General features: G+C 60.6%; 30 protein-coding genes. 11 read left to right on the top strand and 19 right to left on the bottom strand.

Annotation, left to right across the window (positions count from 1 at the left end; genetic code table 11):
• The first annotated feature begins 33 nt into the window (after nt 1–33).
• Entirely contained in the window at nt 34–525 is a 492-nt protein-coding gene (locus HF955_RS15420; protein ID WP_367279742.1) for a CinA family protein, read from the top strand.
• Here HF955_RS15420 and HF955_RS15415 read toward each other — a convergent pair.
• Both HF955_RS15415 and lipA read right to left on the bottom strand, forming a co-directional pair.
• On the bottom strand, nt 522–980 hold the full coding sequence (locus HF955_RS15415) for a type II toxin-antitoxin system RatA family toxin (RefSeq protein ID WP_291076358.1): 459 nt from the start codon (nt 978–980) through the stop codon (nt 522–524). The two genes, HF955_RS15420 and HF955_RS15415, sit on opposite strands and share 4 nt — an antisense overlap.
• 2 nt (nt 981–982) lie before the next feature.
• A complete protein-coding gene (gene lipA / locus HF955_RS15410; protein ID WP_291076356.1) occupies nt 983–1,960 on the bottom strand; it encodes a lipoyl synthase in 978 nt (325 codons plus the stop codon).
• A 151-nt stretch (nt 1,961–2,111) separates the two neighbouring features.
• Between lipA and HF955_RS15405 the strand changes: the two genes are divergently transcribed.
• Entirely contained in the window at nt 2,112–3,689 is a 1,578-nt protein-coding gene (locus HF955_RS15405; RefSeq protein ID WP_291076354.1) for an AMP-binding protein, read from the top strand.
• Here the strand turns inward: HF955_RS15405 and HF955_RS15400 are convergent.
• Nucleotides 3,686–4,024, bottom strand: a complete 339-nt coding sequence (locus tag HF955_RS15400) for a helix-turn-helix domain-containing protein (protein ID WP_027837504.1) — start codon at nt 4,022–4,024, stop codon at nt 3,686–3,688. The genes HF955_RS15405 and HF955_RS15400 overlap by 4 nt on opposite strands.
• A 61-nt stretch (nt 4,025–4,085) precedes the next feature.
• On the opposite strand from HF955_RS15400, the gene HF955_RS15395 reads away from it, so the two are divergent.
• Entirely contained in the window at nt 4,086–4,691 is a 606-nt protein-coding gene (locus HF955_RS15395) for a 2-hydroxychromene-2-carboxylate isomerase (protein ID WP_291076350.1), read from the top strand.
• On the opposite strand, the gene HF955_RS15390 is transcribed toward HF955_RS15395, so the two are convergent.
• Nucleotides 4,682–5,680: an adenosine kinase gene (locus HF955_RS15390; protein ID WP_291076348.1), complete on the bottom strand. Its 999-nt coding sequence runs from the start codon at nt 5,678–5,680 to the stop codon at nt 4,682–4,684. The two genes, HF955_RS15395 and HF955_RS15390, sit on opposite strands and share 10 nt — an antisense overlap.
• An 82-nt stretch (nt 5,681–5,762) precedes the next feature.
• Between HF955_RS15390 and HF955_RS15385 the strand changes: the two genes are divergently transcribed.
• A complete protein-coding gene (locus HF955_RS15385) occupies nt 5,763–6,638 on the top strand; it encodes a hypothetical protein (RefSeq protein ID WP_291076347.1) in 876 nt (291 codons plus the stop codon).
• 3 nt (nt 6,639–6,641) lie between these two features.
• Here the strand turns inward: HF955_RS15385 and HF955_RS15380 are convergent, their stop codons facing one another.
• Entirely contained in the window at nt 6,642–7,406 is a 765-nt protein-coding gene (locus HF955_RS15380; RefSeq protein ID WP_291076346.1) for a YdiY family protein, read from the bottom strand.
• Nucleotides 7,407–7,529: 123 nt separating this feature from the next.
• Entirely contained in the window at nt 7,530–8,258 is a 729-nt protein-coding gene (gene nth / locus HF955_RS15375; protein WP_291076344.1) for an endonuclease III, read from the bottom strand.
• Between the two features lie 54 nt (nt 8,259–8,312).
• Here nth and HF955_RS15370 point away from each other — a divergent pair, with 54 nt between their 5' ends.
• The 4 genes from HF955_RS15370 to HF955_RS15355 all read left to right on the top strand — a co-directional run bounded on the left by HF955_RS15370 (nt 8,313) and on the right by HF955_RS15355 (nt 11,622).
• Nucleotides 8,313–8,801: a DUF2244 domain-containing protein gene (locus tag HF955_RS15370; RefSeq protein WP_291076342.1), complete on the top strand. Its 489-nt coding sequence runs from the start codon at nt 8,313–8,315 to the stop codon at nt 8,799–8,801.
• Between the two features lie 103 nt (nt 8,802–8,904).
• Entirely contained in the window at nt 8,905–10,236 is a 1,332-nt protein-coding gene (locus HF955_RS15365) for a cytochrome P450 (RefSeq protein ID WP_291076340.1), read from the top strand.
• Between the two features lie 62 nt (nt 10,237–10,298).
• The gene (locus HF955_RS15360; protein WP_291076338.1) at nt 10,299–10,970 is read left to right on the top strand and encodes a nitroreductase; all 672 of its coding nucleotides are present in this window, start codon (nt 10,299–10,301) and stop codon (nt 10,968–10,970) included.
• 43 nt (nt 10,971–11,013) lie between these two features.
• Complete coding sequence (locus tag HF955_RS15355; protein WP_291076336.1) at nt 11,014–11,622, top strand: DUF1287 domain-containing protein; 609 nt, start codon at nt 11,014–11,016, stop codon at nt 11,620–11,622.
• Here the strand turns inward: HF955_RS15355 and HF955_RS15350 are convergent.
• The 6 genes from HF955_RS15350 to HF955_RS15325 form a co-directional block, all read right to left on the bottom strand.
• The gene (locus HF955_RS15350; RefSeq protein ID WP_291076334.1) at nt 11,564–12,868 is read right to left on the bottom strand and encodes a hypothetical protein; all 1,305 of its coding nucleotides are present in this window, start codon (nt 12,866–12,868) and stop codon (nt 11,564–11,566) included. The two genes, HF955_RS15355 and HF955_RS15350, sit on opposite strands and share 59 nt — an antisense overlap.
• A gap of 21 nt (nt 12,869–12,889) precedes the next feature.
• Nucleotides 12,890–13,900 (bottom strand): SMC-Scp complex subunit ScpB, encoded by a 1,011-nt coding sequence (scpB, locus tag HF955_RS15345; RefSeq protein ID WP_291076332.1) that lies wholly within the window; start codon nt 13,898–13,900, stop codon nt 12,890–12,892.
• A 10-nt stretch (nt 13,901–13,910) separates the two neighbouring features.
• Nucleotides 13,911–14,732 carry a ScpA family protein gene (locus tag HF955_RS15340; protein ID WP_291076330.1) on the bottom strand — a complete coding sequence of 274 codons (822 nt, stop codon included), beginning with the start codon at nt 14,730–14,732 and terminating at the stop codon, nt 13,911–13,913.
• Between the two features lie 8 nt (nt 14,733–14,740).
• Entirely contained in the window at nt 14,741–15,799 is a 1,059-nt protein-coding gene (gene nagZ, locus HF955_RS15335; protein ID WP_291076328.1) for a beta-N-acetylhexosaminidase, read from the bottom strand.
• Nucleotides 15,778–16,656, bottom strand: coding sequence for an SPOR domain-containing protein (locus HF955_RS15330; RefSeq protein ID WP_291076326.1), 879 nt, complete (start codon nt 16,654–16,656; stop codon nt 15,778–15,780). The genes nagZ and HF955_RS15330 overlap by 22 nt, the downstream gene beginning before the upstream one ends.
• Before the next feature lie 135 nt (nt 16,657–16,791).
• Entirely contained in the window at nt 16,792–17,964 is a 1,173-nt protein-coding gene (locus HF955_RS15325; RefSeq protein ID WP_291076324.1) for a deoxyguanosinetriphosphate triphosphohydrolase, read from the bottom strand.
• A gap of 27 nt (nt 17,965–17,991) precedes the next feature.
• On the opposite strand from HF955_RS15325, the gene erpA reads away from it, so the two are divergent.
• Both erpA and HF955_RS15315 read left to right on the top strand, forming a co-directional pair.
• A complete protein-coding gene (gene erpA / locus HF955_RS15320; RefSeq protein ID WP_291076322.1) occupies nt 17,992–18,333 on the top strand; it encodes an iron-sulfur cluster insertion protein ErpA in 342 nt (113 codons plus the stop codon).
• A gap of 58 nt (nt 18,334–18,391) precedes the next feature.
• A complete protein-coding gene (locus tag HF955_RS15315) occupies nt 18,392–19,579 on the top strand; it encodes an epoxide hydrolase family protein (RefSeq protein ID WP_291076320.1) in 1,188 nt (395 codons plus the stop codon).
• On the opposite strand, the gene nusB is transcribed toward HF955_RS15315, so the two are convergent.
• The 7 genes from nusB to glyA are packed head-to-tail and all read right to left on the bottom strand — an operon-like array spanning nt 19,576 to nt 24,672.
• Nucleotides 19,576–20,043, bottom strand: coding sequence for a transcription antitermination factor NusB (nusB, locus tag HF955_RS15310; RefSeq protein ID WP_291076318.1), 468 nt, complete (start codon nt 20,041–20,043; stop codon nt 19,576–19,578). The genes HF955_RS15315 and nusB overlap by 4 nt on opposite strands.
• Entirely contained in the window at nt 20,040–20,468 is a 429-nt protein-coding gene (gene ribH / locus HF955_RS15305) for a 6,7-dimethyl-8-ribityllumazine synthase (RefSeq protein ID WP_027837520.1), read from the bottom strand. Before ribH ends, nusB begins: the two co-directional genes overlap by 4 nt.
• Nucleotides 20,468–21,595 (bottom strand): 3,4-dihydroxy-2-butanone-4-phosphate synthase, encoded by a 1,128-nt coding sequence (gene ribB / locus HF955_RS15300; protein ID WP_291076315.1) that lies wholly within the window; start codon nt 21,593–21,595, stop codon nt 20,468–20,470. Before ribB ends, ribH begins: the two co-directional genes overlap by 1 nt.
• 5 nt (nt 21,596–21,600) lie before the next feature.
• Nucleotides 21,601–22,221: a riboflavin synthase gene (locus tag HF955_RS15295; protein WP_291076313.1), complete on the bottom strand. Its 621-nt coding sequence runs from the start codon at nt 22,219–22,221 to the stop codon at nt 21,601–21,603.
• A 22-nt stretch (nt 22,222–22,243) separates the two neighbouring features.
• Nucleotides 22,244–22,891 carry a RibD family protein gene (locus HF955_RS15290; protein WP_291076311.1) on the bottom strand — a complete coding sequence of 216 codons (648 nt, stop codon included), beginning with the start codon at nt 22,889–22,891 and terminating at the stop codon, nt 22,244–22,246.
• The gene (gene nrdR, locus HF955_RS15285) at nt 22,888–23,358 is read right to left on the bottom strand and encodes a transcriptional regulator NrdR (protein WP_291076310.1); all 471 of its coding nucleotides are present in this window, start codon (nt 23,356–23,358) and stop codon (nt 22,888–22,890) included. The genes HF955_RS15290 and nrdR overlap by 4 nt, the downstream gene beginning before the upstream one ends.
• Nucleotides 23,359–23,364: 6 nt before the next feature.
• Entirely contained in the window at nt 23,365–24,672 is a 1,308-nt protein-coding gene (gene glyA / locus HF955_RS15280) for a serine hydroxymethyltransferase (RefSeq protein ID WP_291076308.1), read from the bottom strand.
• A gap of 221 nt (nt 24,673–24,893) precedes the next feature.
• Here glyA and HF955_RS15275 point away from each other — a divergent pair, with 221 nt between their 5' ends.
• Nucleotides 24,894–25,319, top strand: coding sequence for a MucR family transcriptional regulator (locus HF955_RS15275; protein WP_291076306.1), 426 nt, complete (start codon nt 24,894–24,896; stop codon nt 25,317–25,319).
• The last annotated feature ends 4 nt before the right edge of the window (nt 25,320–25,323 follow it).

Here is a 25,323-nt window from a genome sequence, read left to right as displayed (position 1 = left end):
CACGGATGCCAGAACGGGTCATATCGTGTCAGCATGTTTCCAGATCGTCTCAGAAATCTCGCCATGCTCATCCTTGACGACGCCGCCCAGGCCCGGCTCAGGATTTGCACCGCCGAAAGCTGCACCGGTGGCCTGCTGGCCGGTCTGCTGACCGACATTCCCGGCAGTTCGACCGTGTTCGAGCGCGGCTTTGTCACCTATTCGAACCGCGCCAAGGAAGAAATGCTCGGCATCGCCGGGGATGTCCTGGCAGACTATGGGGCCGTATCCGAGCCGGTGGCGCGCATGATGGCCGAGGGCGCGCTTGAGGCCAGCCGCGCAAACATATCGGTGGCCATTACCGGCGTGGCCGGTCCGGGCGGCGGCACGCCCATGAAACCGGTCGGCACCGTCCATGTGGCCTGCGCCCGCGAGAACCGGGCCGTGATCCATGAAATGCTGCAAACCGGGGATATCGGCCGGGAACAGATTCGCCTTGCCGCCATGGAATGCGCCCTGAAACAGATACAGATGCAGATCGCCTAGGCGCCCTGCCCGTACCGACGGTCCGCTTCGGCGAGGAAGGCTGACAGGATCTTGCTGACGGCCAGTTCCTGATTGGCCTTGGCCAGCATGCCGATGAACGGGTTCTTGAAGTCGTAATCGATGGCCAGAGAGATGTCGGACCCGGCATCATTGGAGGCGAGGATCTTCCATTCCGCGCGCAGTTTCCGAAACGGCCCCTTCACCAGGGAGGCAACCACGGATCCTGCATTCGGGTCCGCTTCGACCCGTGTGGTGAACCGTTCGACGAACCCCTTGAAGCCGACTGCAGCCTCTCCGAGACAGGTGAAACTGCCATCCTGCGCGGCCATCATTTCAGACACGCGCATGGCAGTGATCCATTTGATGAAATCAGGATAGGCCGCAATGTCGGAAACCAGCTCGAACGCCTGCGTCCCGCTGAAAGGCACGTGCACGGATTTGGAGAAATGCGGCATGCCTAGGCAGTGGCAGCGGCCAGTTGAGCGTCCCGCGCCGCCCGCAGCCGGGCGAAGTCTTCACCGGCATGATGAGACGAGCGCGTCAGCGGTGAAGCAGACACCATCAGGAATCCCTTGGCACGGGCAATTTCCTCATAGGCCTTGAACTCTTCCGGAGACACGTAGCGGTCGATCGCGGCATGCTTTCGCGTCGGTTGCAGGTACTGACCGATGGTCAGGAAGTCGACGCCGGCAGATCGCATGTCGTCCATCACCTGCATCACTTCTTCCTTGGTTTCGCCAAGACCGACCATAAGGCCGGATTTCGTGAATTGCTGCGGATCGCGGTCCTTCACCTTTTGCAGCAGGCGCAGGGAGTGGAAATAGCGCGCGCCCGGGCGAATCGACAGGTACAGGCGCGGCACGGTTTCGAGATTGTGGTTGAACACGTCCGGCCGCGCATCAATTACGCGATTTTCCCAGCCATCCTTGCGCAGGAAATCCGGTGTCAGAATTTCAATGGTCGTGCCCGGCGATGTCCGGCGAATAGCCTCGATCGTGTTCACGAAATGCATCGCGCCGCCATCCACGAGGTCATCCCGATCAACGGACGTGATCACGACATGTTGCAGCCCCATCTCGGCCACGGCATCCGCCACGCGGCGGGGCTCATCCTCGTCCACCTTGCCGGGAGTCAGCGGCTTGCCGGTCGAGACGTTGCAGAAGCTGCAAGCGCGCGTGCAGATCTCGCCGAGAATCATCATGGTCGCGTGCTTCTTGTCCCAGCACTCGCCGATATTGGGGCACCCGGCTTCTTCACAGACCGTGACGAGCCCGTTCGACTTCACGATTTCGCGCGTCTCGGCATATCCCTTCGATGTCGGGGCCTTCACCCGAATCCAGTCGGGTTTGCGGAGCAGCGGCGTGTCCGGGCGGGACTGCTTTTCCGGGTGCCTGTGCTTGCGCGTGTTCGGTGTCAGATCGATGAGATTTGCCATGGCGGGAAAATGGACGTGACCGACTGTTTCATCAAGGGAAATACACTGCAGAGTGTTTATGCAATCTTGCAATAGGGCTTGCGACAGTGTCGATAAATGACAGATTGTTACAGAAAACAGGGGCAATGCCTCGGAGGAAACGAAGGCCGTCATGACCGGACAGACCATCCCGGCACCTTTGCCATATCAACCATCCCGCACCCGTACCGACCTGTTCAGCGCCCTTTTTCGCGCCCGGAGAGAGTTCGGAGCTGCGAAAACCGTCCTGATCGACGGGGACGAGCGCGAACTCACCTACAAGGAAATCATTCAGGCTGCGCTGGCCCTCGGGTCTGCCCTGCGCAGCGGCACGAAGGCGGGCGAAGCCATTGGTGTGATGCTGCCCAGCGGCGCGGGCGCCGTCATCGGCTTCTTTGCCCTCAGCGCCTTCAATCGCGTCCCGGCCATGCTCAATTTCACCGCCGGTTCCCGCAATTTGAAGGCCGCGCTCAAGGCCGGCCAGATCAAACGCATCGTGACGGCTCATCGCTTTGTCGAACTTGGCGGACTGGAACCCCTCATCGAAGATCTCTCCGATGCGGCTGAAATCGTCTATCTTGAGGATGTGCGCGAGAACCTGTCCCTCAAGGACAAGGTGGTCGCTGCCGCCGGCTCGATCTTGCCGGGTCTGGTTCGCAAGCAATCGAGATACAAATCCCCTGGCGTCATGCTGTTTACTTCCGGGACCGAAGGCGAACCAAAAGGTGTCGTGCTGAGCCATGAGAACGTCATGGCGAATGTCGAACAGGTGCGGGCGCATATCGGGCTGTCTCCGGAAACCGACAAGCTGTTCAATCCTCTGCCGACCTTCCATTGCTTCGGCCTGACTGTGGGCGCCGTGCTGCCGCTCGTCGCCGGCATTCCGGTCGTGTTTCACCCTTCCCCGCTTCAACCCCGCGAAATCGTGCGGCGTATCCGGGCCAGCCAGTCGACCATTCTCCTGGCGACCGACACGTTCATTTCCCAATATGCGCGGATCGGCAGTGACGGCGACATGGATTCGATCCGCCTTGCCGTATGCGGGGCTGAACGCGTCAAGGATGAAACCCGCGCGTTGGTGCGCCGGAAATTCGAGATCGAGATTCTCGAAGGTTATGGCGCCACTGAAGCATCGCCAGTCATCGCGGCGAACCAGTGGGAGCACAACCGGCCCGGCACCGTGGGCTGCCTGATGTCCGGCATGGAGTCACGCCTCGTCCCGGTGGACGGGATCGAGGAAGGTGGCCGCCTTCACGTGAAAGGCCCCAACATCATGATGGGGTATCTGCGACCGGCCAATCCCGGCGTGCTGGAACGCCCAGAAGGCGGCTGGCATGACACCGGCGATATCGTGGCCATTGATGATGACGGATCGATCCGCATCCTTGGCCGGGTCAAACGCTTCGCCAAGATCGGCGGTGAGATGGTGTCCCTCGCTGTTGTGGAAAACTGCGCCAGCGCGATCTGGCCGGACAATCTGCACGCAGCTGTGACCCTGCCGGATCCCCGGAAGGGAGAGCAGGTGATCCTGCTGAGTGACACGCCGAGCAGCAATCGCGAAGACATTCTCGCCTGGGCCAAGAATCACGGCGTGCCGGAATTGTCGGTGCCCAAGCGGGTCTACCATGTCGACGAGATTCCGGTGCTCGGCACCGGCAAGATCGACTATGGCGCGGTTCAGAAAAAGGCCGAAGCCCTGCTGGAAGACTAGGCCGATGTCGCCCGGCGCACCGGCATGTGTTTCTTGCCCCAATCCCTGAGCGTCAGAAGGGCTGGTGCCAGCTCCTTGCCCTTCTCTGTCAGGACATAATCGAATCGTTTGGGCGTGGTCGTATAGGCCCGGCGTTCCAGCACGCCGGCTTCGACCAGTCGCTTCAGCCGGTCTGCGAGAATGTGCCGTGTCATGCCGCTGGACGCGATAAACTGCTCGAAGCGGGACATGCCGAGGAAACAGTCGCGCAGAATCAGCATCGTCCAGCGGTCGCCGACCACGGACAGGGTGCGCGCCACTGGACACCAGTTTTCTGAAAGATCAGACCATTTCATGCTGACACACCTATACTGATTTGCCATAGTTCCAAAACGACACTTACTTCTGGAGACTTCCATGGCAGGCAAGCTTGAGTTCTGTTTCGACTTTATCAGCCCATTCTCCTACGTGGCCAATGCGGCCGTGCAAGAAATTTCGGAACGGACCGGCGCCGAAATCGATTTTCGGCCGATCTTTCTCGGCGCAGTGATGCAGGCGACCGGAAACCGGCCACCCGGCATGGTCGCCGCCAAGGGCGCGTACATGATGAAGGACCTGCAGCGCTGCACAAGACGCTACAGCCTGCCCTTCCGAATGAACCCCCACTTCCCCATGGTCAGCACCCGCCTGTTGTTGCGTGCCGCATGCGGCTCGCAGAACACCCCCTCGGAACAGAAGCGTTTCATCGATGCCTGTTTCAAGCATATGTGGGCCGCACCGACTCCGCTGAAACCCGATGATGACGCCTCGGTCGCAGCCATGTGCGACGCAGAAGGGTTCGATTTCGACCAGATCAAGGCTCTGGCCGAAGCCCCTGCGAACCAGGACGCCATGAAGGCCAATACGGAATCAGCGATCGCACGCGGCGCATTCGGCGCGCCGACCTTCTTTGTCGGCGACGAGATGTTCTTCGGACACGACCGCCTCGACTATGCCGAGGAGGCCCTGAAGGCTCAGGCGTGAATGCCGGCCTTCTCGGCGAGGGCCCTGTAGGATTGTTCCGGACGCGGGCCCATGTGCGAAATCACTTCCGCGGCGGCGATGTGGCCCAGACGGGCGCAGGTTTCGAGCGGCAGGCCGCGTGACATGCCGAACAGGAAGCCAGCGGCATACTGATCACCGGCGCCGGTTGTGTCTTCCACCTTTGCGACCGGTTCAGCCTGCACGGTGATCGGTTCTCCAGCCCCGATCACGACCGATCCCTTTTCGCTGCGAGTCACGGCAGCGATTGCCGTGTCGGCTTGCAAGGCGGCCAGGGCGGTATCGAAATCCTCGGTCTCGTAGAGGGACAGCAATTCTTCTTCGTTCGCGAAGACAATGTCGACATTGTTCCGGACCAGCTGGAGGAAACTGGCACGATGGCGATCCACGCAGAATTTGTCCGACAGGGTCAGCGCAACCTTGCGACCGGCCGCCCGCGCGACTTCTGATGCGAAGACAAAGGCTTCCTTCGCCTCTTCCCGGTCGAAGAGGTACCCTTCGAGATACAGGATCTTGCCGGCCTTGACGGTCTCCTCGTCGACATCATGCTTGGTGAACATGACCGATGCGCCGAGAAATGTGTTCATGCTGCGCGCGCCGTCATCCGTAACGAAGATGATGCTGCGCGCCGTGGCCGGACCGCTCTCGAGTGGCTTGGTGGCAAATGGCACACCGGTTGCCGCCATTTCGCGCGTGAACTGGCTGCCAAGCTCATCCTTGGCCACCTTTCCGATATAGGCAGCGCTGGCACCGAAACTGGCGAGTCCGGCAATGGTGTTGGCGCCACTGCCCCCGGACGTGAACACCGGGTTGACCGCGGCTGCTGTCAGCTCATGCGCCCGATCTTCATCAATCAGGGTCATCACATTGCGGGCGATCCCCCTGGACTGGAGGAAGGCGTCATCTGTCCGGGACAGGACATCAACAATCGCATTGCCAAGGCCGACGACTTCGAAGCGGATTTCACTCATTTCACAGTTTCCCTCATGTGCCCACGCGGACTGCCAGAGGAGCGGTCTGGACGCAACTGCGGCACATGCTAAAGGCGGTCGGATGAAGATTGCCTACCTCTCCTCACAAGTCACACAACCCGGTTCTCCCATCCGTCGCGCCGATGCATTCGAACATGATTACATGATGCGCGCCCTGCGACCGGAGTTTGCCGAACGCGGCATGACGATCACGGATATCTGCTGGGACGACGAGCGTGCGGACTGGTCAGACTATGATGCTGCGCTGATCGGTACGACATGGGATTACTGGGACCGTCAGACGGACTTTCTGGAAACGCTGGAGACGATCGAGCGCCATACGGCGCTGTTCAATCCGTCGGCACTTGTGCGCTGGAACAGTGACAAGACCTATCTGAAGGACCTGGCCAAGCGGGGCGCCAATCTCATCCCGACTCTCTGGATCGACGACATGACGCCGGATCTCTATCAGGCCGCATTCCGGGAACTCGGCGAAGACAGGCTGGTATTCAAGCGCCAGGTCGGCGCTGGGGCTTCAGGCCAGCATTTGCTGAGCGCCGGAGACCCGATGCCGGACATGCCGCACAGGATGATGGTGCAACCCTTCCTGCCGACAATCCGGACCGAAGGCGAATTGAGCTTTGTCTTTGTGGACGGGGAATTGTCGCACGCCCTGTTGAAGCGCGCCAAGGCAGGCGATTACCGGATTCAGTCGGCCTATGGCGGCCATGAAGACCCGATCCAGCCAATGCGTGCGGATCTGGATGCGGCGCACAAAATCCTGTCGACGCTGGATGACACGCCCCTGTATGCGCGGGTCGACATGCTGCGTCATCCGGACGGATCCCTGCGCCTGATGGAACTCGAACTGATCGAACCCTATCTGTATCCGGAACAGGGACCGCGCCTCGGAGAAAGACTGGCGCGCGCCGTCGCCGCGCGCCTGAAGTCCGGCTAGGCTCTATTCGCCCAACGTGTAGACGAGCGAGAACTTCGTCGCCGTGTCAGTCGCTTCATAAGTTGGCTGTGGCGAGGTATCATGGCGCACGTCGAAGGAGATGCGCGCTGCCAGATGGCCGTTGAGCGCGGCCGTGAGCGCGATGACGTTGCCGATCTGTGTGGATTCCTGACCATAGACAAGATTGGTCTTGTTGCTGAGCGAAACGGCATCATTGAACGCATAGAAATATTCGGACTGCGCCACGGCGCCGAGGGATTCCTCCGTGCTTGCCGGAATGATCAGCACCGCGCCGGTACTATCGGTCGTGATCTGGCGCTTGACCTCGTCGATCTTCAGACCTGGACCGCCGCGAACCGTCCAGTTGTGGTCTTCATCATCAAGAACATACCAGCCGACACCGCCGCCGATGAAGGTGCGGCTGTCGAAACCCGTGAACTGGTCCACCTCATAGGACGCGCGTCCGAAGGTGAACATCGTGTCGTTGAAGTCATGCTCTATGTCGCCAGCCAGGAAATAGCGATTGCGGCTCTCGACGCCGTCTTCCTTGCCATAGTCGCCCGAGATCTGCAGCCCGAAATTCCAGGCGCCGGCATCCCGGTCGACATCGATGCCGAGGCCTGCTTCCGAGGTTTCCGTGTTGCCCGTGGTCAGGCCGGCGCTGAGTGCGGCTTCGCCGCTCCAGCCATTCTCGTCAGCCGATGCGGGGGCGGCGAAGACAAGGCCCAGGGCCGTGGCGCCGACGAGCAGGTTTTCCATGCGGATCATGCGGTTCACTCCGTGTTTGTACAGGCACGAGGCCGTGTCGGTCGGAGATGGCCCTGTTTTGGTTAAATTGGGGCAAACTGGTGGCACCCTGCCCGCATGGCAGGCAGGCCACAGTCCGGCTCGTCAGCGGGATCGCGGCCCGAGCGAGGAGACATTTGCCGGATCCGGCGTCTTCGGCGTGTAGCGACAGAGGTCCGCAATGGCGCAGTGCCAGCATTCGGGCTTGCGGGCCTTGCAGACATAGCGGCCGTGCAGGATCAACCAGTGATGCGCGCCTTTCTTGAATTCGGGCGGTGTGGCGCGTTCCAGCCCGGCCTCCACGGCGTCCGGCGTCTTTCCGGGGGCAAGGCCGGTGCGGTTGCTGACCCGGAAGATATGCGTGTCCACGGCGATGGTGGGCTGGCCGAAGGCCTCGTTGAGCACGACATTGGCCGTTTTGCGCCCGACGCCCGGCAGCCGCACCAATTCTTCCCGGGTTTGCGGAACGTTGCCGTCAAACTCCTCAATCAGCATGCGACTGAGCGCAACCACGTTCCTGGCCTTGTTGCGCCACAGGCCGATCGTACGGATGTATTTGGCGACACCGGCCTCGCCGAGCGCCAGCATCTTCTCGGGCGTGTCTGCCACCTTGAACAGGCGGGCGGTGGCCTTGTTGACGCCGACATCCGTCGCCTGGGCCGACAGGGCCACGGCCACAACCAGGGTGAAGGGATTTACGAAATCGAGTTCAGTACGCGGGTCCGGCCGGTCCCGGGCGAGCGCCGAGAACAGGGCAGTCGCCTTTTCACGACCAAAGACGCGCGGTGCGCGGCGCTTTCGTGCGGGTCTGGAAACCGGAGGGGTATTCGTCATGGTCTCTGTCTAATGCGCCCTCGCCTGCGCACAAGACCGTGCTATCTAGAAGACATGAGCACAGCTGAAGAAACCATCTACATGGACGCCATCCTCCGGCCGAACCGATCCCTGAGTGAACGCGGCTTCGCCATCGTGATGGGTATTGTCGCGGGGGTGAGCTTTTTGACGGGCATCGCGTTCCTATCCATGGGTGCGATCCCGGTGATCGGCTTTTTCGGACTGGATGCGCTGATCTTCTATCTGCTCTTCCGGTCCTCGTTCCGGAAACAGAGGGAAGAGACCCGAATCATCGTGACGGCCAGCGAGGTGCGGCTGAGCCATCGCAAGCCCAATGGCGCGGAATCGTCGGCGACCCTGCCAACGGCATTCGCGCGGGTGGAGCTGGATGATCCCCTGACGCCGACCAGTTGGCTGCGCGTGGAATATGGCAAGACGGCCTATGTGATCGGGCGATTCCTGACCTTGCCGGAACGCAAATCTCTGGCCCGCGCGCTTCGATCGGCCCTGAAAGAGGCCCGGGCAGAACGATTTTCTGCGTAAAAAATGACGCAGGCGTCATAGTTTTTTCAGACAAGCCGTGTTAAAGTGACTCCAACGTCATAAATCGAGCCTGCCCAGAAGGCTCAACGTCGGAGGAATATTCATGGCTGCCGATACGGTTCGTCTGCTCGACCACCCTGCTCTTCAGCGTCCGAAGATCTCGCATCGCGATCCGCTGTTTGAAGGCTATCTTGAAATCGGCCAGGACGTCCCGCCGGCCAGCAGCCTGCCGCTGGCTGACCTCCACCCGGAAGATCCCGAAGTCTGGCGCCAGCAGAAAATGTGGGACCGGTTCGAGCGACTGCGCAACGAGGCGCCGGTCCACTATACGGCAGATTCCTTTGTCGGACCGTTCTGGTCGATCACGCGCTATGAAGACATCATGGCGGTGGACACCGACCACAAGCGGTTCTCCTCCAGCTGGGAGCATGGCGGCATCACGCTTGGCAGCCCGCCAGAGGATTTCGAACTGCCCATGTTCATCGCCATGGATGAGCCCCGTCATTCCGAGCAGCGCAAAACGGTCCAGCCGGCAGTGGCCCCGAACATGCTGAAGGAATTCGAGCCCCTGATCCGGTCAAGAACCCAGGGCCTGCTCGACTCCCTTCCCGTCGGAGAACCGTTTGACTGGGTCGACACCGTGTCGATCGAGCTGACCACGATGATGCTGGCAACCCTGTTCGACTATCCCTTCGAGAAACGCCGCGATCTGACCCATTGGTCCGACATGGCCACCGGCATGAACAATCCGGACATCTGCCCGGGAGGGGAAGAACAGTGGAAGCGCGAGATGATGGAATGTCTCGCCACCTTCATGCAGATTTTCCAGGAACGGGGCGCGCAGCCGCTTAAGAATGATCTGATGAGCCTGCTGGCACATGGGGAAAAGACCCGGAACATGACCCCGATGGAATTGCTCGGCAACGTCATCCTGCTGATCGTGGGCGGCAACGACACGACCCGCAACTCGATGTCGGCATCGGTCTATGCCCTGAACAAGTTCCCGGCCGAATACGAGAAGCTGAAAGCAGACCCTTCGCTGATTCCGAACATGGTGTCGGAAACGATCCGCTGGCAGACCCCGCTTGCGCATATGCGCCGCACCGCACTCGAAGACGTGGAAATGCACGGCAAGACCATCAAGAAAGGTGACCAGGTCGCCATGTGGTATGTGTCCGGCAATCGCGACGAACGCTTCTGGGACAAGCCGAACGAATTCATCATCGATCGCCCGAATGCCCGTCGCCACATCTCATTCGGGTTCGGGATCCATCGCTGCGTGGGCAACCGGCTGGCGGAACTCCAGCTGCAGATTCTGTGGCAGGAATTGATGGAACGCTTCAGCCATATCGAATTGCTGGACGAACCCTCCTTCACGGCGGGCGGCTTCGTGAAGGGTTACACCTGGATGCCGGTGATGCTGCACGGCAAATAATCTTTGGCTGACGCCGCGCCAAGTCATTAAACCTCCCATCTGACCAGATGGGAGGTTTTTTCATGGACGTGTCTCAAGCCGTTGCTCAAAGAATTTCGACGCGGGCATTCCTGCCGGACCAGTTGCCGGAAGCAGACGTGCGCGATTGGCTGGAACTGGCCCAGCGCGCGCCATCCGGTGGCAACACCCAGCCCTGGCGCACCATTGCCGTGAGTGGCAAAGCGAAGGACGCGGTGATCCAGATGGCCGGACCGGTCCTGGCGGCAAACCCCAAGGGCCAGCCGACCGACCGGCCAATCTATCCCAGGGACCTCTGGGAGCCCCATGAGGCGCGGCGCAGACGCGTTGGCGAAATGATGTACGAAGCGCTCGGCATCCCACGTGAGGACCGGGCTGCCCGCATTGCCTGGTTCGCAAACAATTTCCGGTTCTTCGGCGCGCCCGTTGCCCTGTTCTTCGTGATCGACGAGCGTATGGGCCATGGGCAGTGGGGCCATGCAGGCATGTATCTGCAAACGCTGGCGCTTCTCGCGGAAGAGCGCGGATGGGGCACCTGCATGCAGGAATGCTGGGGAATGCTGCGCCCTGCCCTGAAGGATCATTTCAAGCTGGGAGACAGCGAGATGATCTGGTGTGCGATGGCCGTCGGGAAGCCGGATCCGGCGCATCCGGTCAATACGCTTCGGGCAGAACGCGCCCCTCTGGACGAGATCGCGGACCTGCAAGGTTTCTGATTTTCGCCCCATTGCTGCCGGATCGGCATGGCGAAATGCCGACATGCCGACCCGACGCGCCTTCCTGCTCTCCGGACTGAGTCTGCCCCTGGCCCCGGTCCAGCTCGCCAGGCGCAGCCTGCCATGGCCTACCCGTCTGGCCATGGCCGCGCGCGCTCAGATCGGCGTGACACGAATTTATGACCCGGCCTATGTCCGACTGGATTATCCGATGGGAGATGTACCGCGATCCCGCGGCGTGTGTACGGATGTGATCATTCGCGCCTATCGCGACGCATTCGGCATGGACCTTCAGGAATTGGTGCATGAGGACATGCGCAGCGCCTTCGGCGCCTATCCAAGCATCTGGGGACTGACCCGTCCGGACCGGAACATTGATCACCGACGGGTACCCAATCTCGAACGCTATATCGAGCGGCATGGACACGTATTGTCTTTGCCGGATTCGAGTTCTGGCTGGCAGGCGGGAGATCTGTACACAATGCGCTACAAGGGGGCCCTGCCGCACATCGGCATCGTATCCGACCGCGCCAGCCGGACCGGCCGCCCCCTGATCCTTCACAATATGGGGTGGGGCGCCTCCGAGGACGACATCATTGGCCGTTTTCCGGAAGAGCGTCGATTTCGGCTGCCGCCGCCTTCCGGGGCGTAGACCGCGGCGACACAAGCAACAGTATGGCGACCGCAAGAAATGGCAGAACGCGATGATGATACCGGTCTGGCGGTCCCGAAAGGAGGGCAAACAGGAAGTCATTGGCCAAAACCAGCAGGGTGATGGCAATCACATTGCGTCGTGTCAGCGGGTCGGCCTTGTTCCAGTAGAACAGAATGGCGGTAACGAAAATCGCGTACAGCAGGTACCGCATGAAGGTGGCTATCCCTTCTGCCGGGGACGAGGAAAAGACCCCTTCGGCCTGCCAGGATGATTGAAATGGCGGAGGAAAGGTCTCGGACAGAACCGGCCGAAAATCAAACTCAGTATCCGGACCGTAAAAGCTCGCAAAATCCTGCAGGACCGCACGCACCAATTCCGATGGACGATAAACCCATGCGTCCTTCAGGATTGGAAGGGCATGACGGGATTCAAACTCGACGAGATCGAAACGTCCCTCTGTCTGCTTCCAGACATCCCAGAACAAATCTCGCCGCAACCGGTTTTCTGGATCGGCTTTCAGGTCGATGACCAACGCCGCGCTTTCTTCAAGAACGACATTGCCTGACCGGTCTGCTTCGCGCACCAGCAATTCCGGCTGGACCGAAAACACGCGCGCGGCGGGAAATGTCCTGGCGAGCCGAGGCGTGTCCGGCTCGATGGTCGCATCCAGAACAGCATTCATGCCAAAAGCGACGACAGCCGCGATCACAGCAGCCCAGACCGGCCGGCGGGACCGGCACAGCAAGAATGCCAGGACCGCAAACACCACTGCCATGATCTGGCCAGACCCGTGCGCCGACAGAAGAAGGCCTGCAACCGCCCCCGTCATCAAGGGCGAGTGCCTCAAAGACGCTGCGAGCAACACGATGGCCGGGAAGAACCAGGCGTCCACCAGCACGGCACTGGCATAGAGCGGCTGAAGGCTGATCAGAATGAGGCCCAGAAGCACCAAAATGTTCGGTTTCAGATCGAATGCGCGTATCAGCAGCATCCACGCGCCGGCGATCAGTGCACTGTTTACCAGTGGAGTGGCCCAATATCCCAGAGCCTTGTAGGGCAAGGTCATCAACAGGGCGGGCGATTTCGCCCGCATCCAGTTTACCCCTTCTCCCGAATAGGCGATCGAGTCCGACATGACGAGCGGGAACCCGTTGAGCATGGCCGGCGCAATCAGGAGCGCAAATATGGCATAGCCGAAAAGCGCAACCGGAGACGTCAAACGGCGGGCAATGTCACCGGTCATGTGCAGCGTTCCGAAGCAGACCTATTCGTCGTCTTCCCATTGGCCCATGGGTTGCTCTGGCGTACGGGGCTGTTTCGACAATTGAATAACGGCCGCCTTGACGTCCTGGCTATCGAACTCGTCATCATCCGCCTTTGAACGTTCAGGTGCCCGCGTATAGGCAAAGACGCTGACCGGCGCATCGTCGTCTTCTTCTTCGCCCTCGTCGGTATGCTGAGCGTCAACCGGATCGGCCAGATCTGACTCGCTGTCCAACTCGGCATCTGCAATATCGCCATCGTCATCGGCGCCTTCATCTTCCATGAAATCCGTCACGAAAGACTCGCTGTCTTCGACCTCCGGCAGGGTGTCTTCCGGCATTTCCTCGCCCATGAGCGCTTCCTCGTCCGGCATCTGGAACCCTTCGGGTATGACGTCGGACAGCAGCCCTTCCGCTTCGAGGTCAGCCTTGCCCGGCAGGGTTTCGAGGCCCTCAAGGCCGAAATGCTCCAGAAAGGCGTCGGTCGTGCCATAGGTAATTGGCTGCCCCGGCGTCTTGCGGCGCCCCTTGATCTTGACCCACCCTGTTTCCAGAAGCGTATCGATCGTTGTCTTGGAAACGGCAACACCTCGTACGGCTTCGATCTCCGCCCGCGTGACCGGCTGGCCATAGGCAATGATGGCGAGCGTCTCCAGCGTGGCCTGTCCCAGCCGCTTCTGGACCTGACGCTCTTCAACGAAGAGATAAGCGAGGTCGGAAGCGGTCTGAAAGCGCCACTTCCCGGCCACTTCAACAAGGTTGACGCCGCGGTTCACATATTGCGCGCGCAGGGCCATGAGGACTTCAGCGGCCTCGACCCCGTGCGGAAGCGTTTCGGCAATCTGTTCCGCCGACAGCGGCTCGCCCGCGGCGAACAGGATTGCCTCGGCCCGGCGAATACCTTCGACCAGCGCTTCACTTGCCCCTTCGATCAGAGCTTCTTCCGACCGGCGATAGGCGAATGACAATTGGGCGACCGGATCGCGTTCCGCTTCAGGTGTGTCGTCTGTCATCAAGTGTTTCTCAAGCGGTTGCATTGCTGCCCCCCTCTGCTCTGTTCCCCGCATTGCGCAAGTAAAGTGGCGCGAAGTGTTCATCCTGGCGCACATCCACTTCCCCATCACGGGCAAGTTCCAATGCGGCCGAAAACACGCTGGCAGTGACAGACCGAGGTGGCAGTTCAGGGTCCACGTCTGTCATGGTTGATCGGATTTCGTCCAGTGAAGACCACTGTTCCAACTGCTCTCGCAGTGCACGCAGCGTTGTCCGCGCCAGTTCGAGAGGCAATACGAGCTGTTGTTCGATCGTGTGCGGGCGCTCTTTCTCGCGACGGTCCCGTATCGTGCCGAAAGCCTGAGTCAGTTCATACAACGTCGCCGTGAACTCAGTATGCTTCACCACTTTCGGCTGTACCGGGGCACCCCTCAGGAAAACGACATTGTTCAGGATCGGCCCGGATTCGAGTTCTTCAACCGCACTTCGCATGGCATCCAGCCGCTTCAGGCGAAAAGCGAGACGCGTCGCCATTTCCTCGCCGGTCGGCTCGTCTTCCGCCGCCTTTTCCGGCTTGGGCAACAACAGGCGCGACTTCATGAAGGCAAGCCACGACGCCATCAACAGATAGTCGGCGGCCAGATCGATCCGCTTAGATTTCGCCTCTTCGATGAAATCCAGATACTGCTCCGCCAGCGAGAGCATGGACAAATGCAGAAGGTCGACCTTCTGGCGGCGCGCCAGTTCGAGCAACAGGTGCAGCGGGCCTTCATACCCGCCCACATCGACTGTGAACAGGTCGCCGGCTTCGGCGTCCTGCGCGTCTGCAGAGAGCGCGTCAATGGAGATCATGTCCGCGCTCATGCAGCCCCCGCCATTTGCGGGAAGTAAGATTTGAAGGTCTGCCATCCTTCGACGAGATCGAACTCTTCCTGGCGGGTCGACATAGCCTCCGCCCGCTCGGCGCGCTCCAGCGCCCGGCCGGACAGGATTGGCGCAGCGGCGGCCACTTCCGTCATTTCGGCCAGAATGGCATCGGGATCGGACAGGAAGCCCGAACAATGCAACAGGACGTCACAACCTGCCGCAATCGCAGCATGCCCCCGCTCGCCAAGGCTGCCGCCCAGCGCTTTCATCCCCAGATCATCCGTCATCAGCAGACCATCAAACCCGATTCGCTGGCGAATCACGTCCTGAATCATGATTTTTGACAGGGTCGCCGGCACATTGGCGTCAAATGCATCATAGGAGATATGGGCGGTCATCGCCATTGGCGCGTCCGCCAGGCGCGCAAACGCGTCGAAATCGCTTGCGAGTTCATTATCGCCTGCCGTCACGCGCGGCAGCTCCATATGACTGTCGGCCATGGAACGTCCATGCCCCGGAATATGCTTGATGACGCCAGCCACGCCACCTGCCGCGAGCCCCTTCAACGCAGCACCGGCCAGGGCCGCAACAGATTCCGGATCGGTACCAAACGCGCGATCCCCGATGACGTCGTGCGCGCCTGCAACCGGCAGGTCGACGACCGGAGCGCAATCGGCATGGATGGACAGGGACGACAATTCCGCAGCGATCAGCCGGTGGCCGAGCCATGCGGCAGACAGACCCTTTTCCGCATCGCGCGCATGGAGGTCGGCATAGTCCCGTCCGCGCGGGAACAGTGGCCATTCCGGCGCCTTCAGGCGGGCAACACGCCCACCTTCCTGATCGATGAAGATGAGACAGGGCCGTCCAAGCGCCTGCCAGATGTCATCCACGAGTGTGCGGACTTGCTGGCGCGACACGCAGGATCGCCCCATCAGGATCACGCCCCATGGCTGCTGCGTTGCAAACAGCCTGGCTTCAGCCGCTGTGAGCGTCGGGCCCGATACGCTGAGGATGCACGCCTTGACCACTAGCCCGTCACCACGATGCAATTGTCTCCGCCTGCCTTCACGGCCTCGCAGAAATCGGATGCAGATTCACGATCTGCGAAACTCCCAACGCGCAATCGGTAGAAAACACCCTTGGCGCCAAGATCTGCCCGCTGGATTTGCTTCCGGGCGCTGCGATACAGGCCGGGCTTCGCCTTGTTGAGCTGGGACCAGGCGGTCTCTGCGGCTTCTTCCGACCGGAATGCGGCCAACTGGACGAGATAGCTCCCGTCCTGGACGAAATCGAACTCGTTCTCCGCAACGACCGGTTCGGGAGCCCTTGGCTGGCTGAGCGGCGCGGGGGCGATGGTGTCACCTGTGCGGGCCATCTCGACAGGTTGCCGGGAGCCTTCCGGAACGGTCTGCGTGCGCACACCGCCGATAGGCTCATCCTCGTCTTCGGGCATGGTTTCGAGATCCGCGAGGGCGCGCACCTGGTCATCATCCGGCCCGGTCCCTTCGCGGCCGGGCCGCAACTCTATCGGCGGGCCGCCCTGCAACATGCCGTCCGACTCGCCGCCCGCCTCTGCGAAGTCCTTTAAGTCTGATTCCGCCCGTTCGGAATCGTCCATCTGGTCGTAGAAGCGCTTGTCCGTGTCGGGGACGGCCGTTCCACCGCGGTCTTCGGGGGCGCGCTTGTAGGGCTGGGCGTCGGCAATCACGCTGGGAATACCAGCGCCATTGGCCCGAACTCCCTGCCGGTAGGTATTCCAGACGACAGCGCCGAAGACGAGCAGCACGCCGACGGCGAGGGCTAGGATCAGCGGACCGCGCGCAGCATCATCCTCGCGCACGTCGAATCCGCGGTAATCGTCTTCAAACGGGGAGTAGTCCCCACCGTTTTCCCGATATCGCCCCATGGAATCATCCTCGCAAAAAGGTTCACAGAGTTAAAATTACGGCCCGTTTCGTTAACGACGGTTGAATATCCAACAGGATTCTCAGCCGCGCCCCCTTCAGGATGCGCCTAGTACCTGAACCGGGCGGCAATGTGGCTATCTCAGGACGTCCGGGTGATACAGCCGCCGGTGCTCGTCGATGGCGTACCCATCCGTCATGCCGGCGATGTAGTCACACACGATGCGGGCTCTGCGGGCTTCGGTCGCCTGTGACGCATCCTGGCGCCAGGGCGCCGGCAGGGTCTCCGGCTCCTGAAAGAAGATATCGAACAGTTCCGAAAGCATGCGCTTGGCTTTGCTGCGCATCCGGTTAACGGTGTAGTGCTTGTACATTCGCTCATGCAGGAAGGCCCGAAGGGCCCTCTGGCGGCTTTCCAGTTCCTCGGAGAAGGCGACCAGGGGCACAGACATGGCGCGCACTTCCGCTGCGCTCTGCGGCGCATATTCCCGCGCGCGGCGACCCGTCTCCGCAGTCAGGTCGTTGATCCAAACGCCAATCAGGCGGCGCACAGCCTCGTACGACACCATTCGGTCGCTGAGATGGGGATATTCTATCTTCACGCCCCGGAACTGATCTCCCACAATCGGGAGGTCCATGAGATCGTCGATCGTGAACAGGCCGGCGGCGATCCCGTCATCGATATCGTGATTGTTGTAGGCGATGTCGTCCGAGAGCGCCGCGACCTGCGCCTCGGGACCCGCGAACTGGTGAGGTTCAAGATCCATGAAATTCGCATAGGCGCGAAAGGCGGCTGGTAGAGAGTCCAGCGGCGTATCCTCCTGCACCATCGGGCCGTTATGCTTGACCAGACCCTCCAGCAGTTCCCAGGTAAGGTTCAGACCCTCGAAATTCGGATAGCGCACCTCGAGCTTGGTGACGATCCGCAGGGTCTGCGCATTGTGGTCGAAACCTTCATACTCTGCCATGCAGGCGTCCAATTGATCTTCGCCGGCATGGCCGAAGGGCGGATGACCGAGATCATGAGCAAGCGCCAGGGCCTCGGCCAGATCTTCGTCCAGCCCCAGTGTTCGGGCGATGCTTCGGGCAATCTGCGCCACTTCGAGGGAATGGGTCAGGCGCGTGCGGAAATGATCGCCTTCATGGGCCACAAATACCTGTGTTTTCTGTTTCAGACGGCGGAAAGCGGTTGAGTGGATGATCCGGTCACGATCCCTCTGGAACGGGGTCCGCGTCGCCGAAGGTGCCTCCGGAAAATACCGGCCGCGACTGTCTTCGTGCCGTGTGGCGTACACTGCTCTCTTTTCCATTGGCCCGGGAATCCCTATGTTGAGGTCATGAGCACGACGATGGCCCCTGATGTGACCCTTACAGCCTCTGCTGCCAAGCGGATTAATGCGATTCTGGCGAAACAGGACGGGGCAGATTTTCTGCGCGTTTCTGTCGAAGGCGGGGGATGTTCCGGATTTTCCTACAAGTTCGATTTCGATTCCGCTGCCGGGGAGGATGATGTCGTGCTCGAACGGGATGGTGCGAGAGTCCTGATTGATGAAATGAGCCTGGAATTCCTGAAAGGCTCCGAGATCGACTTCACGACTGAATTGATCGGCGCGGCGTTCCGGATCAACAACCCGAATGCCACCGCTGCGTGTGGCTGCGGAACCAGTTTCTCGATTTAACTTGCATTGCCCCACGGCAGGCTCGCTATGGTGAACGAACCGTAGCGAGGATGAAGTCATGCCCACTGCAAAGCCCTATCGCATTGATGTGCCACAGGAAAAGCTCGACGCCATCATGGCGCGCGTGAAGGCCTATGACTGGTTTCCTGCCCCGGCGAACGAGGAGGGATTTGCCTATGGCATGTCCACTCCAGTCATGAAGGACATCCAACGCTACTGGCTGGCCGGATATGACTGGCGCAAATCCGAGGAAATCCTCAACAAGTTCCCGAGTTACAAGGTCGAAATCGATGGGCAGGTGATCCACTTCGTTCATGTGGTTGGCGAAGCGGGCGGGCGCCGCCCCCTGCTGCTGACGCATGGCTGGCCGGGATCGGTCTTCGAGTTCTGGGAAACCATCTCGCCCCTTGCTTTCCCCTCCCGCAATGGAGGCGCCGCCGAGGATGCCTTTGACCTGATCATCCCGTCCCTGCCCGGCTACGGGTTTTCCGGACGTCCGAAATCCCCCATTGGACCACGGGCGACAGCGGCGCTGTGGGACACGCTGATGCGCGACGTGCTGAAATATGATTCCTATCTGGCGCAGGGCGGAGATTGGGGCAGCATGGTCACGTCCAATCTCGGCCTCCATCATGGAACGGTCGACGACAAGGGCGGATGCCGCGCGATCCATCTCAACATGGTCGGATTCCGCCCGACACCGGCAACTCCCCAGTCAGAGGAGGAAGGTCGCTGGCTGTCGGGCATGCAGGATGCGATGCAGCGTGAGGGTGCGTATCTGATGCAGCAAATGACCAAGCCGCAAACCCTGGCGATGGCGCTGATGGATTCTCCCGTCGGAACGGCGGCCTGGATCATCGAAAAATTCAATGGCTGGTCCGATCTGTCCGAAGGCGGTCTGCTCGACACCTATTCGAAGGACCAATTGCTCACCAATGTGATGATCTATCTCGTGAACGACGCGATTGCGACCAGCGTCTGGTTCTACAATGGCTTTGCTCAGGAGGGCGGCAATGCGCTGCCGGAGGGGGTTCGCTGTGAAACGCCCACCGCCTTTGCCAATTTCCCGGGTGAGCCTGTTTACAAGCCGGCCCCCCGCAGCTGGATGGAGCGCGCCTACAATCTCGTTCGCTGGACCGACATGCCAAGAGGTGGACATTTCGCCGCCATGGAGGCGCCGGACCTGTTTGTCGAAGAAATGCGCAGCTGGGGCCGCAGCGTGGAGACGACTGAAGCTGAAAGCTAGCTGCGCAGATCCTTGCCCAGATTGTCGAGCACGGCATTGGCGAATTTCGCTTCCTGCTCTTCAAAGAAATCGTGCGCCAGAGAGACGTATTCATCCAGAATGATGGCATCTGACAGGTGCTGGTGCTCAATGAATTCAGCAGCTCCTGCCCGCAGGAGCGCACGCATCGTGGCGTCCAGACGGGTCAGTTTCCAGCCGGAAGCAAGGCGTCCCAGGATCGCCTTGTCGATAGCGGTCTGGTGGGTGACCACGGCATTCACGATCGACTTGAACAGATCCGGATCGGCTTCTTCCACCGGCTCCTCGTTCGGGCCGATGCCCAGACGATCCTCCATGAAGGCCCGAATGGTGGCCCTGGCAGACTTGCCGGTCTGCTCCATCTCGTAGAGCGCCTGAACTGCTGCGAGGCGCGCTCCCGCCCGCCTCGCCCGAGTGACTTCGAAAGGTATCTTCTGGTCGGTCACCGAATGAGTTCCTTGCGGAATTTGATCATGGCCAGACAGGCTTCGGCGGCATCCTTGCCCTTGTTGCCGCGCTTGCGGTCAGCGCGTGCCAATGCCTGCTCTTCATTCTCGACGGTCAGGATCCCGTAACCGATCGCCTGGCGGCGCTGGACAATCAGATCCATCAAGCCTCGGGCGCTTTCACCGCAGACATAGTCATAGTGCGTGGTTTCCCCGCGGATCACGCATCCGAGCGCAACCGCACCATCAAACCGTCCACTGTCGGCCGCCATGGCGATCAGCCCCGGCAGTTCAAACGCGCCGGGGACTTCCATGACCGTCACCTTGGCGCCGGCAGCTTCGAGGGCTTCGAGGGCGCCTGCCTCGAGTTCATCGGAAATGTGCTTGTAGTATCGCGAAATGGCAACGAGTACGCGGTCTGCCATCAATTGCTCTCCTCATGAAGGTTGCGCCACCCCTCTATGGTCAGGCCGTAGCCGTCAAGGCCTGCCAGGCGGGACGGCTGCGTTCCGGACAGGTAGATCATGCGGCGAACGCCAAGGTCTCTCAGGATCTGAGCCCCGACGCCATACTCTCGGATGGGGGCCGTCGGGTCCGGAGATACTGAAGGTTTCAGGCCAAGACGTTCGGCGATTATATTCGGCCGCATCGTGTTCACGAAAACAATGACGCCCGGCTCGTCGGCATCTGCGATCATCCGCATGGCGCGCTCGACCAGTCCATGGCGCGGCCCGCTCTCTCCCAGAACGTCAGACAGGATATCCATACGGTGCACGCGCACGAGGGTCGTACTGTCCGGGGTGACGTCGCCATGGACGATGGCAATGTGTTCGGAATTGTCGAGCTTGTTGCGGAAGCAAACCGTGCGGAATCCATCACCATATCCGGAGTCGAGCTTCGCCTCGATGCGTCGCTCCATGAACCGGTCATTCTTGCGACGCCAGGCGATAAGGTCTGCAATCGTGCCGATCTTGAGATTGTGCAGCTGGGCAAAGGCAACCAGTTCCGGCAACCGGGACATGGTGCCGTCTTCGTTCATGATTTCGCAGATCACGCCTGCCGGATAGAGACCTGCCATACGAGAGATGTCCACGGCTGCTTCCGTGTGGCCGGCCCGCACCAGAGTGCCACCCTCCCGCGCAATCAGCGGAAACACATGCCCTGGGGAGACGATATCGTCATGATCCTTGGTCGGATCGATCGCGACGGCAATCGTGCGCGCGCGATCATGCGCCGAAATACCGGTTGTGACCCCTTCCTTTGCCTCGATCGAGACAGTGAAGGCCGTGCCCATGCTTTCCCGATTGTTCCGGGTCATCATGTCCAGGTTCAGTGTGTGCGCACGTTCCTGCGTCATCGCCAGGCAGATCAGCCCGCGCCCATGCCGGGCCATGAAGTTGACGTGTTCCGGCGTTGCAAAGTTGGCGGGGATAATGAGGTCTCCCTCATTCTCCCGGTCCTCGGCGTCCACCAGGATGTACATCCGGCCGTTGCGGGCGTCCTCGATAATCTCGTCAATCGAGGAGATTGCGCTGTGAAATTCGCTGCTCATCTTGCTTACTGCCCTTCCGGCGCATCGGCGCCAATCATCCGCGCCACGTAGCGTGCCAGCATGTCGATCTCAAGATTGACGCTGGAGCCGGGCTGCAGATCGCCCAGCGTCGTCACCTGCCAGGTATGCGGAATGATGGCCAATTCGAAATCCCCGTTTGGCAAGGCTTCAGCGACGGTCAGAGACACGCCGTTTACGGCTGCAGAGCCTTTCGTGGCGAAGTACCGGGCGATGCCTTGGGGGGGCCGGATCGTGAGACGATAGCTCTGGCCTTCCGGTTCGACGGAAACGACCTGCCCGACACCATCGACATGGCCAAACACGAAATGCCCGCCGAGTTCGTCGCCAAGCTTCAGGCTCTGTTCCAGATTTACCCGCGACCCGACATGCCAGTCGCCGAGGATCGTCTTTGACAACGTTTCCGGCACCGCCTCGGTTGCGAACCATGCGCCGCGCTCGCCCTGTCCCATGTCGACCACGGTGAGGCACACGCCGGAATGCATGATGGACGCGCCCATTTCAATTTCGTCGAGCGGATAGGCGCTTTCCACTTCGAAACGCCGCAACCCATTGCGGTCTTCCACGGAGCGGACCGTGCCGACATCCGTAACGAGGCCTGTAAACATTTTCCTGCCCTCAGTTTCTTATTCAGACCCTTACATAGGTATCGAGCACGTCGACCCCAATCCGTTCCGTCGCGACAGCGCGCCAACGTGACGCCTCCGACAGGGCATTGAGACCGAGGGCGCCCAGCGCGGGCAGGCCGTCTCCGCCGATCAGGATGGGCGCGCGAAACCACGCGATTTCGTCCACCAGGCCCGCTCGGATGAAGCTTGCGGCAAGGGTCCCGCCCCCCTCGATCAGGATCGATGAAATGCCTTCGATTTCCGCGCGGCGAACCAATTCTGTCACATCGACCCGAATGCCGCGTCCGCATCGCCATATTTCGACCCCGCTGGCCGCCAGGATGTCCTGTGGTTGCCCATTCGTGGCGACAACCACACGGCCCGAGGCAGCTGACTGGACGAGGCGGGAACTGCGCGGAGTGCGCCCATGAGAGTCGGCGACGATGCGGACCGGCTGCTGCTTCGGCAGTGGCACGGTGCGAGCAGTCAGCAATGGGTCGTCAGCCAGGACGGTGCCGATACCGACCAGAATGGAGTCATGGGCCGCCCGTAACTGGTGGGCACGCGCACGTGACTCACTGCAGGTGATCCACTGGCTCGTTCCGTCTGACAGGGCGATGCGCGCATCCAGCGATGTGGCCACTTTGAGGGTGACCTTGACCCCGCTCATTCCGCGTCGCTTTCATCGTCCAGCGATGTGGCTTCAATGAATTGCGCGAAGTCATTGGGGTCCCGGAAATCCTTGTACACGCTGGCAAAGCGGACATAGCCGACAGGATCGACCTGACGAAGCGCCTCCATGGCAAACTCGCCGACCTCATTCGACGTGACTTCCGTTTCGCCGCCACTTTCCAGCTTGCGGGCAATTCCGGACACCATCTGGTCTATCTGCTCACGGTCCACCGGGCGCTTCCGAAGTGCAATCGTGATGGATCGCGTCAGCCGGTCACGATCAAACGGCACGCGCTTGCCATCCCGTTTGACCACCATGATTTCCCGCAGCTGGACGCGTTCGAATGTTGTGAACCGGGCTCCGCATGCCTCGCACACCCTGCGGCGGCGCACAGCCGTATTGTCCTCGGCGGACCGGCTGTCCTTGACCGAAGTGTTCTCGGATCCGCAGAACGGGCAACGCAAGGTCTATCAGCCTCCCAAACCATTATAGATCGGGAACTGGGCCGTAAGGGCTTTCACCTCTTCGCGAACCTTGTTCTCGACCGCGGCGCTGTCGCCCGATGCGACCGCGTCCACGATTTCGCCGATCCAGTTGCCGATCTGGGTGAATTCCTCTTCGGCAAACCCGCGCGTTGTGCCGGCAGGCGAACCGACACGGATGCCGCTGGTGATCATCGGCTTCTGGGGATCGAACGGAACCCCGTTCTTGTTGCAGGTGATGAAGGCGCGTTCCAGGGCGTGCTCGGCATCGCGGCCGGTTACATTCTTGGGCCGCAGGTCAATCAGAGCCACATGCGTATCGGTGCCGCCGGACACGACGTCCAGCCCGCTCGCCTTGCAGGCCTCGGCCATGGCCCGCGCATTGGCAACCACTTGCGCTGCATAGGCCTTGAAATCCGGGCGGAGCGCTTCGCCGAAGGCGACCGCCTTGGCCGCAATCACATGCATCAGCGGGCCACCCTGAATGCCGGGGAAAATGGCGGAGTTGATCTTCTTCGCCAGCGCCTCGTCATTGGTCAGGATCATGCCCCCACGCGGCCCCCGCAGGGTCTTGTGGGTTGTTGTCGTCGCGATATGGGCATGGTCCAGCGGGTTCGGATGGGCGCCCCCGGCCACCAGGCCGGCGAAGTGCGCCATGTCCACGAGGAACAGCGCCCCGACCTCGTCGGCAATCTCGCGGAACCGCTTGAAATCAATCTGACGCGGATAGGCAGATCCCCCGGCAATGATCAATTGGGGGCGATGGGCCTTGGCAAGCCGCTCGACCTCGACGAAATCGATCCGGTCATCCTCGCGGCTAACACCATACTGGACCGCGTTGAACCATTTTCCCGACTGGTTCGGTCGTGCGCCATGGGTCAGGTGTCCCCCGGCGTCGAGACTCATTCCCAGAATCGTGTCACCCGGTTTCAGGACGGCGTTGAAAACGCCCTGATTGGCCTGGCTGCCCGAATTCGGCTGCACGTTCGCAAACCCGCAATTGAAGAGTTTCTTTGCCCGCTCGATGGCCAGTTCCTCAGCAATGTCCACAAACTCACATCCGCCGTAGTAACGCTTGCCGGGATACCCTTCGGCATACTTGTTGGTCAGAATGGTGCCCTGGGCCTCCAGCACGGCCTTCGAGACAATGTTTTCCGACGCAATCAGCTCGATCTGTTCCTGCTGACGGGTGCGCTCCTTCCGGATGGCGTCGAACAGGTCCGGATCCCGCTCCTCCAGTGACTGATTGAAGAAATCCGTCGTATCGAACCGAGTGGGCTGGGCGGTATCTGCCATGATGGGAATCTCCTGCTGGGTTCGCGGTATTTACGCTTCAGGAGGTCAAGTCGCAACCATGCGTGCGCGCTCACGTCACAATATCGCACCGGAACGACCTTTTTGAGAGAAAGGACCCGGAATATCGTGCAATTACTTGGAGAAGTATGGTATTTGGGGGTTAATTTGGGGCGTGGATGCGCAGTTTTAACTTCAAATACCTGACAGAGTCTTGTTGAGCCATGAGTGAACATGAGACATCAGATCTGCTCGACATGACGACCGAGATCGTTTCGTCCTTCGTTTCGAACAATCAGGTCGAGGCAGAATCACTGCCGGAGCTCATCCGGAGCGTGTTCGACACGGTTTCGGGCCTATCGGGTACCATGGAGCCGCCGCCCGCCGCTCAGGAGCCGGCTGTCCCGATCTCGAAGTCGGTCATGCCGGACTTTCTGGTCTGCCTGGAAGATGGCCGGAAGCTGAAAATGCTGAAGCGCTATTTGCGATCGAAATTCGACATGACTCCGGAAGAGTACCGGGCCAAATGGGATCTTCCGCCGGATTATCCCATGGTGGCGCCCAATTACGCGAAGTTACGGTCGAAACACGCCAAACAGATCGGGCTTGGCAGGAAGGCCACCCCGCCTGCGAAGAAGAAGACGAAATAGGCTG

Source organism: Hyphomonas sp., from assembly GCF_017792385.1.
Classification (GTDB): domain Bacteria; phylum Pseudomonadota; class Alphaproteobacteria; order Caulobacterales; family Hyphomonadaceae; genus Hyphomonas.
The sequence above is the reverse complement of the archived record's forward strand: the minus strand, read 5'-3'. Positions and strand labels throughout refer to the sequence as shown.

Coding starts and splice junctions, on each gene's coding strand:
- nth (WP_291076344.1), bottom strand. CDS start 8,258: ATGACGAATACCCCTCCGGTTTCCAGACCCGCACGAAAGCGCCGCGCA.
- HF955_RS15400 (WP_027837504.1), bottom strand. CDS start 4,024: ATGAAATGGTCTGATCTTTCAGAAAACTGGTGTCCAGTGGCGCGCACC.
- ribB (WP_291076315.1), bottom strand. CDS start 21,595: ATGAGCAGCGAATTTCACAGCGCAATCTCCTCGATTGACGAGATTATC.
- HF955_RS15325 (WP_291076324.1), bottom strand. CDS start 17,964: ATGGAAAAGAGAGCAGTGTACGCCACACGGCACGAAGACAGTCGCGGC.
- scpB (WP_291076332.1), bottom strand. CDS start 13,900: ATGACAGACGACACACCTGAAGCGGAACGCGATCCGGTCGCCCAATTG.
- HF955_RS15315 (WP_291076320.1), top strand. CDS start 18,392: ATGCCCACTGCAAAGCCCTATCGCATTGATGTGCCACAGGAAAAGCTC.
- HF955_RS15385 (WP_291076347.1), top strand. CDS start 5,763: ATGAAGATTGCCTACCTCTCCTCACAAGTCACACAACCCGGTTCTCCC.
- HF955_RS15370 (WP_291076342.1), top strand. CDS start 8,313: ATGAGCACAGCTGAAGAAACCATCTACATGGACGCCATCCTCCGGCCG.
- HF955_RS15295 (WP_291076313.1), bottom strand. CDS start 22,221: ATGTTTACAGGCCTCGTTACGGATGTCGGCACGGTCCGCTCCGTGGAA.
- HF955_RS15365 (WP_291076340.1), top strand. CDS start 8,905: ATGGCTGCCGATACGGTTCGTCTGCTCGACCACCCTGCTCTTCAGCGT.
- HF955_RS15355 (WP_291076336.1), top strand. CDS start 11,014: ATGCCGACCCGACGCGCCTTCCTGCTCTCCGGACTGAGTCTGCCCCTG.
- HF955_RS15415 (WP_291076358.1), bottom strand. CDS start 980: ATGCCGCATTTCTCCAAATCCGTGCACGTGCCTTTCAGCGGGACGCAG.
- glyA (WP_291076308.1), bottom strand. CDS start 24,672: ATGGCAGATACCGCCCAGCCCACTCGGTTCGATACGACGGATTTCTTC.
- HF955_RS15290 (WP_291076311.1), bottom strand. CDS start 22,891: ATGAGCGGGGTCAAGGTCACCCTCAAAGTGGCCACATCGCTGGATGCG.
- HF955_RS15360 (WP_291076338.1), top strand. CDS start 10,299: ATGGACGTGTCTCAAGCCGTTGCTCAAAGAATTTCGACGCGGGCATTC.
- HF955_RS15390 (WP_291076348.1), bottom strand. CDS start 5,680: ATGAGTGAAATCCGCTTCGAAGTCGTCGGCCTTGGCAATGCGATTGTT.
- HF955_RS15340 (WP_291076330.1), bottom strand. CDS start 14,732: ATGATCTCCATTGACGCGCTCTCTGCAGACGCGCAGGACGCCGAAGCC.
- HF955_RS15275 (WP_291076306.1), top strand. CDS start 24,894: ATGAGTGAACATGAGACATCAGATCTGCTCGACATGACGACCGAGATC.
- HF955_RS15405 (WP_291076354.1), top strand. CDS start 2,112: ATGACCGGACAGACCATCCCGGCACCTTTGCCATATCAACCATCCCGC.
- ribH (WP_027837520.1), bottom strand. CDS start 20,468: ATGGCAGACCGCGTACTCGTTGCCATTTCGCGATACTACAAGCACATT.
- HF955_RS15330 (WP_291076326.1), bottom strand. CDS start 16,656: ATGGGGCGATATCGGGAAAACGGTGGGGACTACTCCCCGTTTGAAGAC.
- erpA (WP_291076322.1), top strand. CDS start 17,992: ATGAGCACGACGATGGCCCCTGATGTGACCCTTACAGCCTCTGCTGCC.
- HF955_RS15420 (WP_367279742.1), top strand. CDS start 34: ATGTTTCCAGATCGTCTCAGAAATCTCGCCATGCTCATCCTTGACGAC.
- lipA (WP_291076356.1), bottom strand. CDS start 1,960: ATGGCAAATCTCATCGATCTGACACCGAACACGCGCAAGCACAGGCAC.
- HF955_RS15380 (WP_291076346.1), bottom strand. CDS start 7,406: ATGATCCGCATGGAAAACCTGCTCGTCGGCGCCACGGCCCTGGGCCTT.
- HF955_RS15350 (WP_291076334.1), bottom strand. CDS start 12,868: ATGACCGGTGACATTGCCCGCCGTTTGACGTCTCCGGTTGCGCTTTTC.
- HF955_RS15395 (WP_291076350.1), top strand. CDS start 4,086: ATGGCAGGCAAGCTTGAGTTCTGTTTCGACTTTATCAGCCCATTCTCC.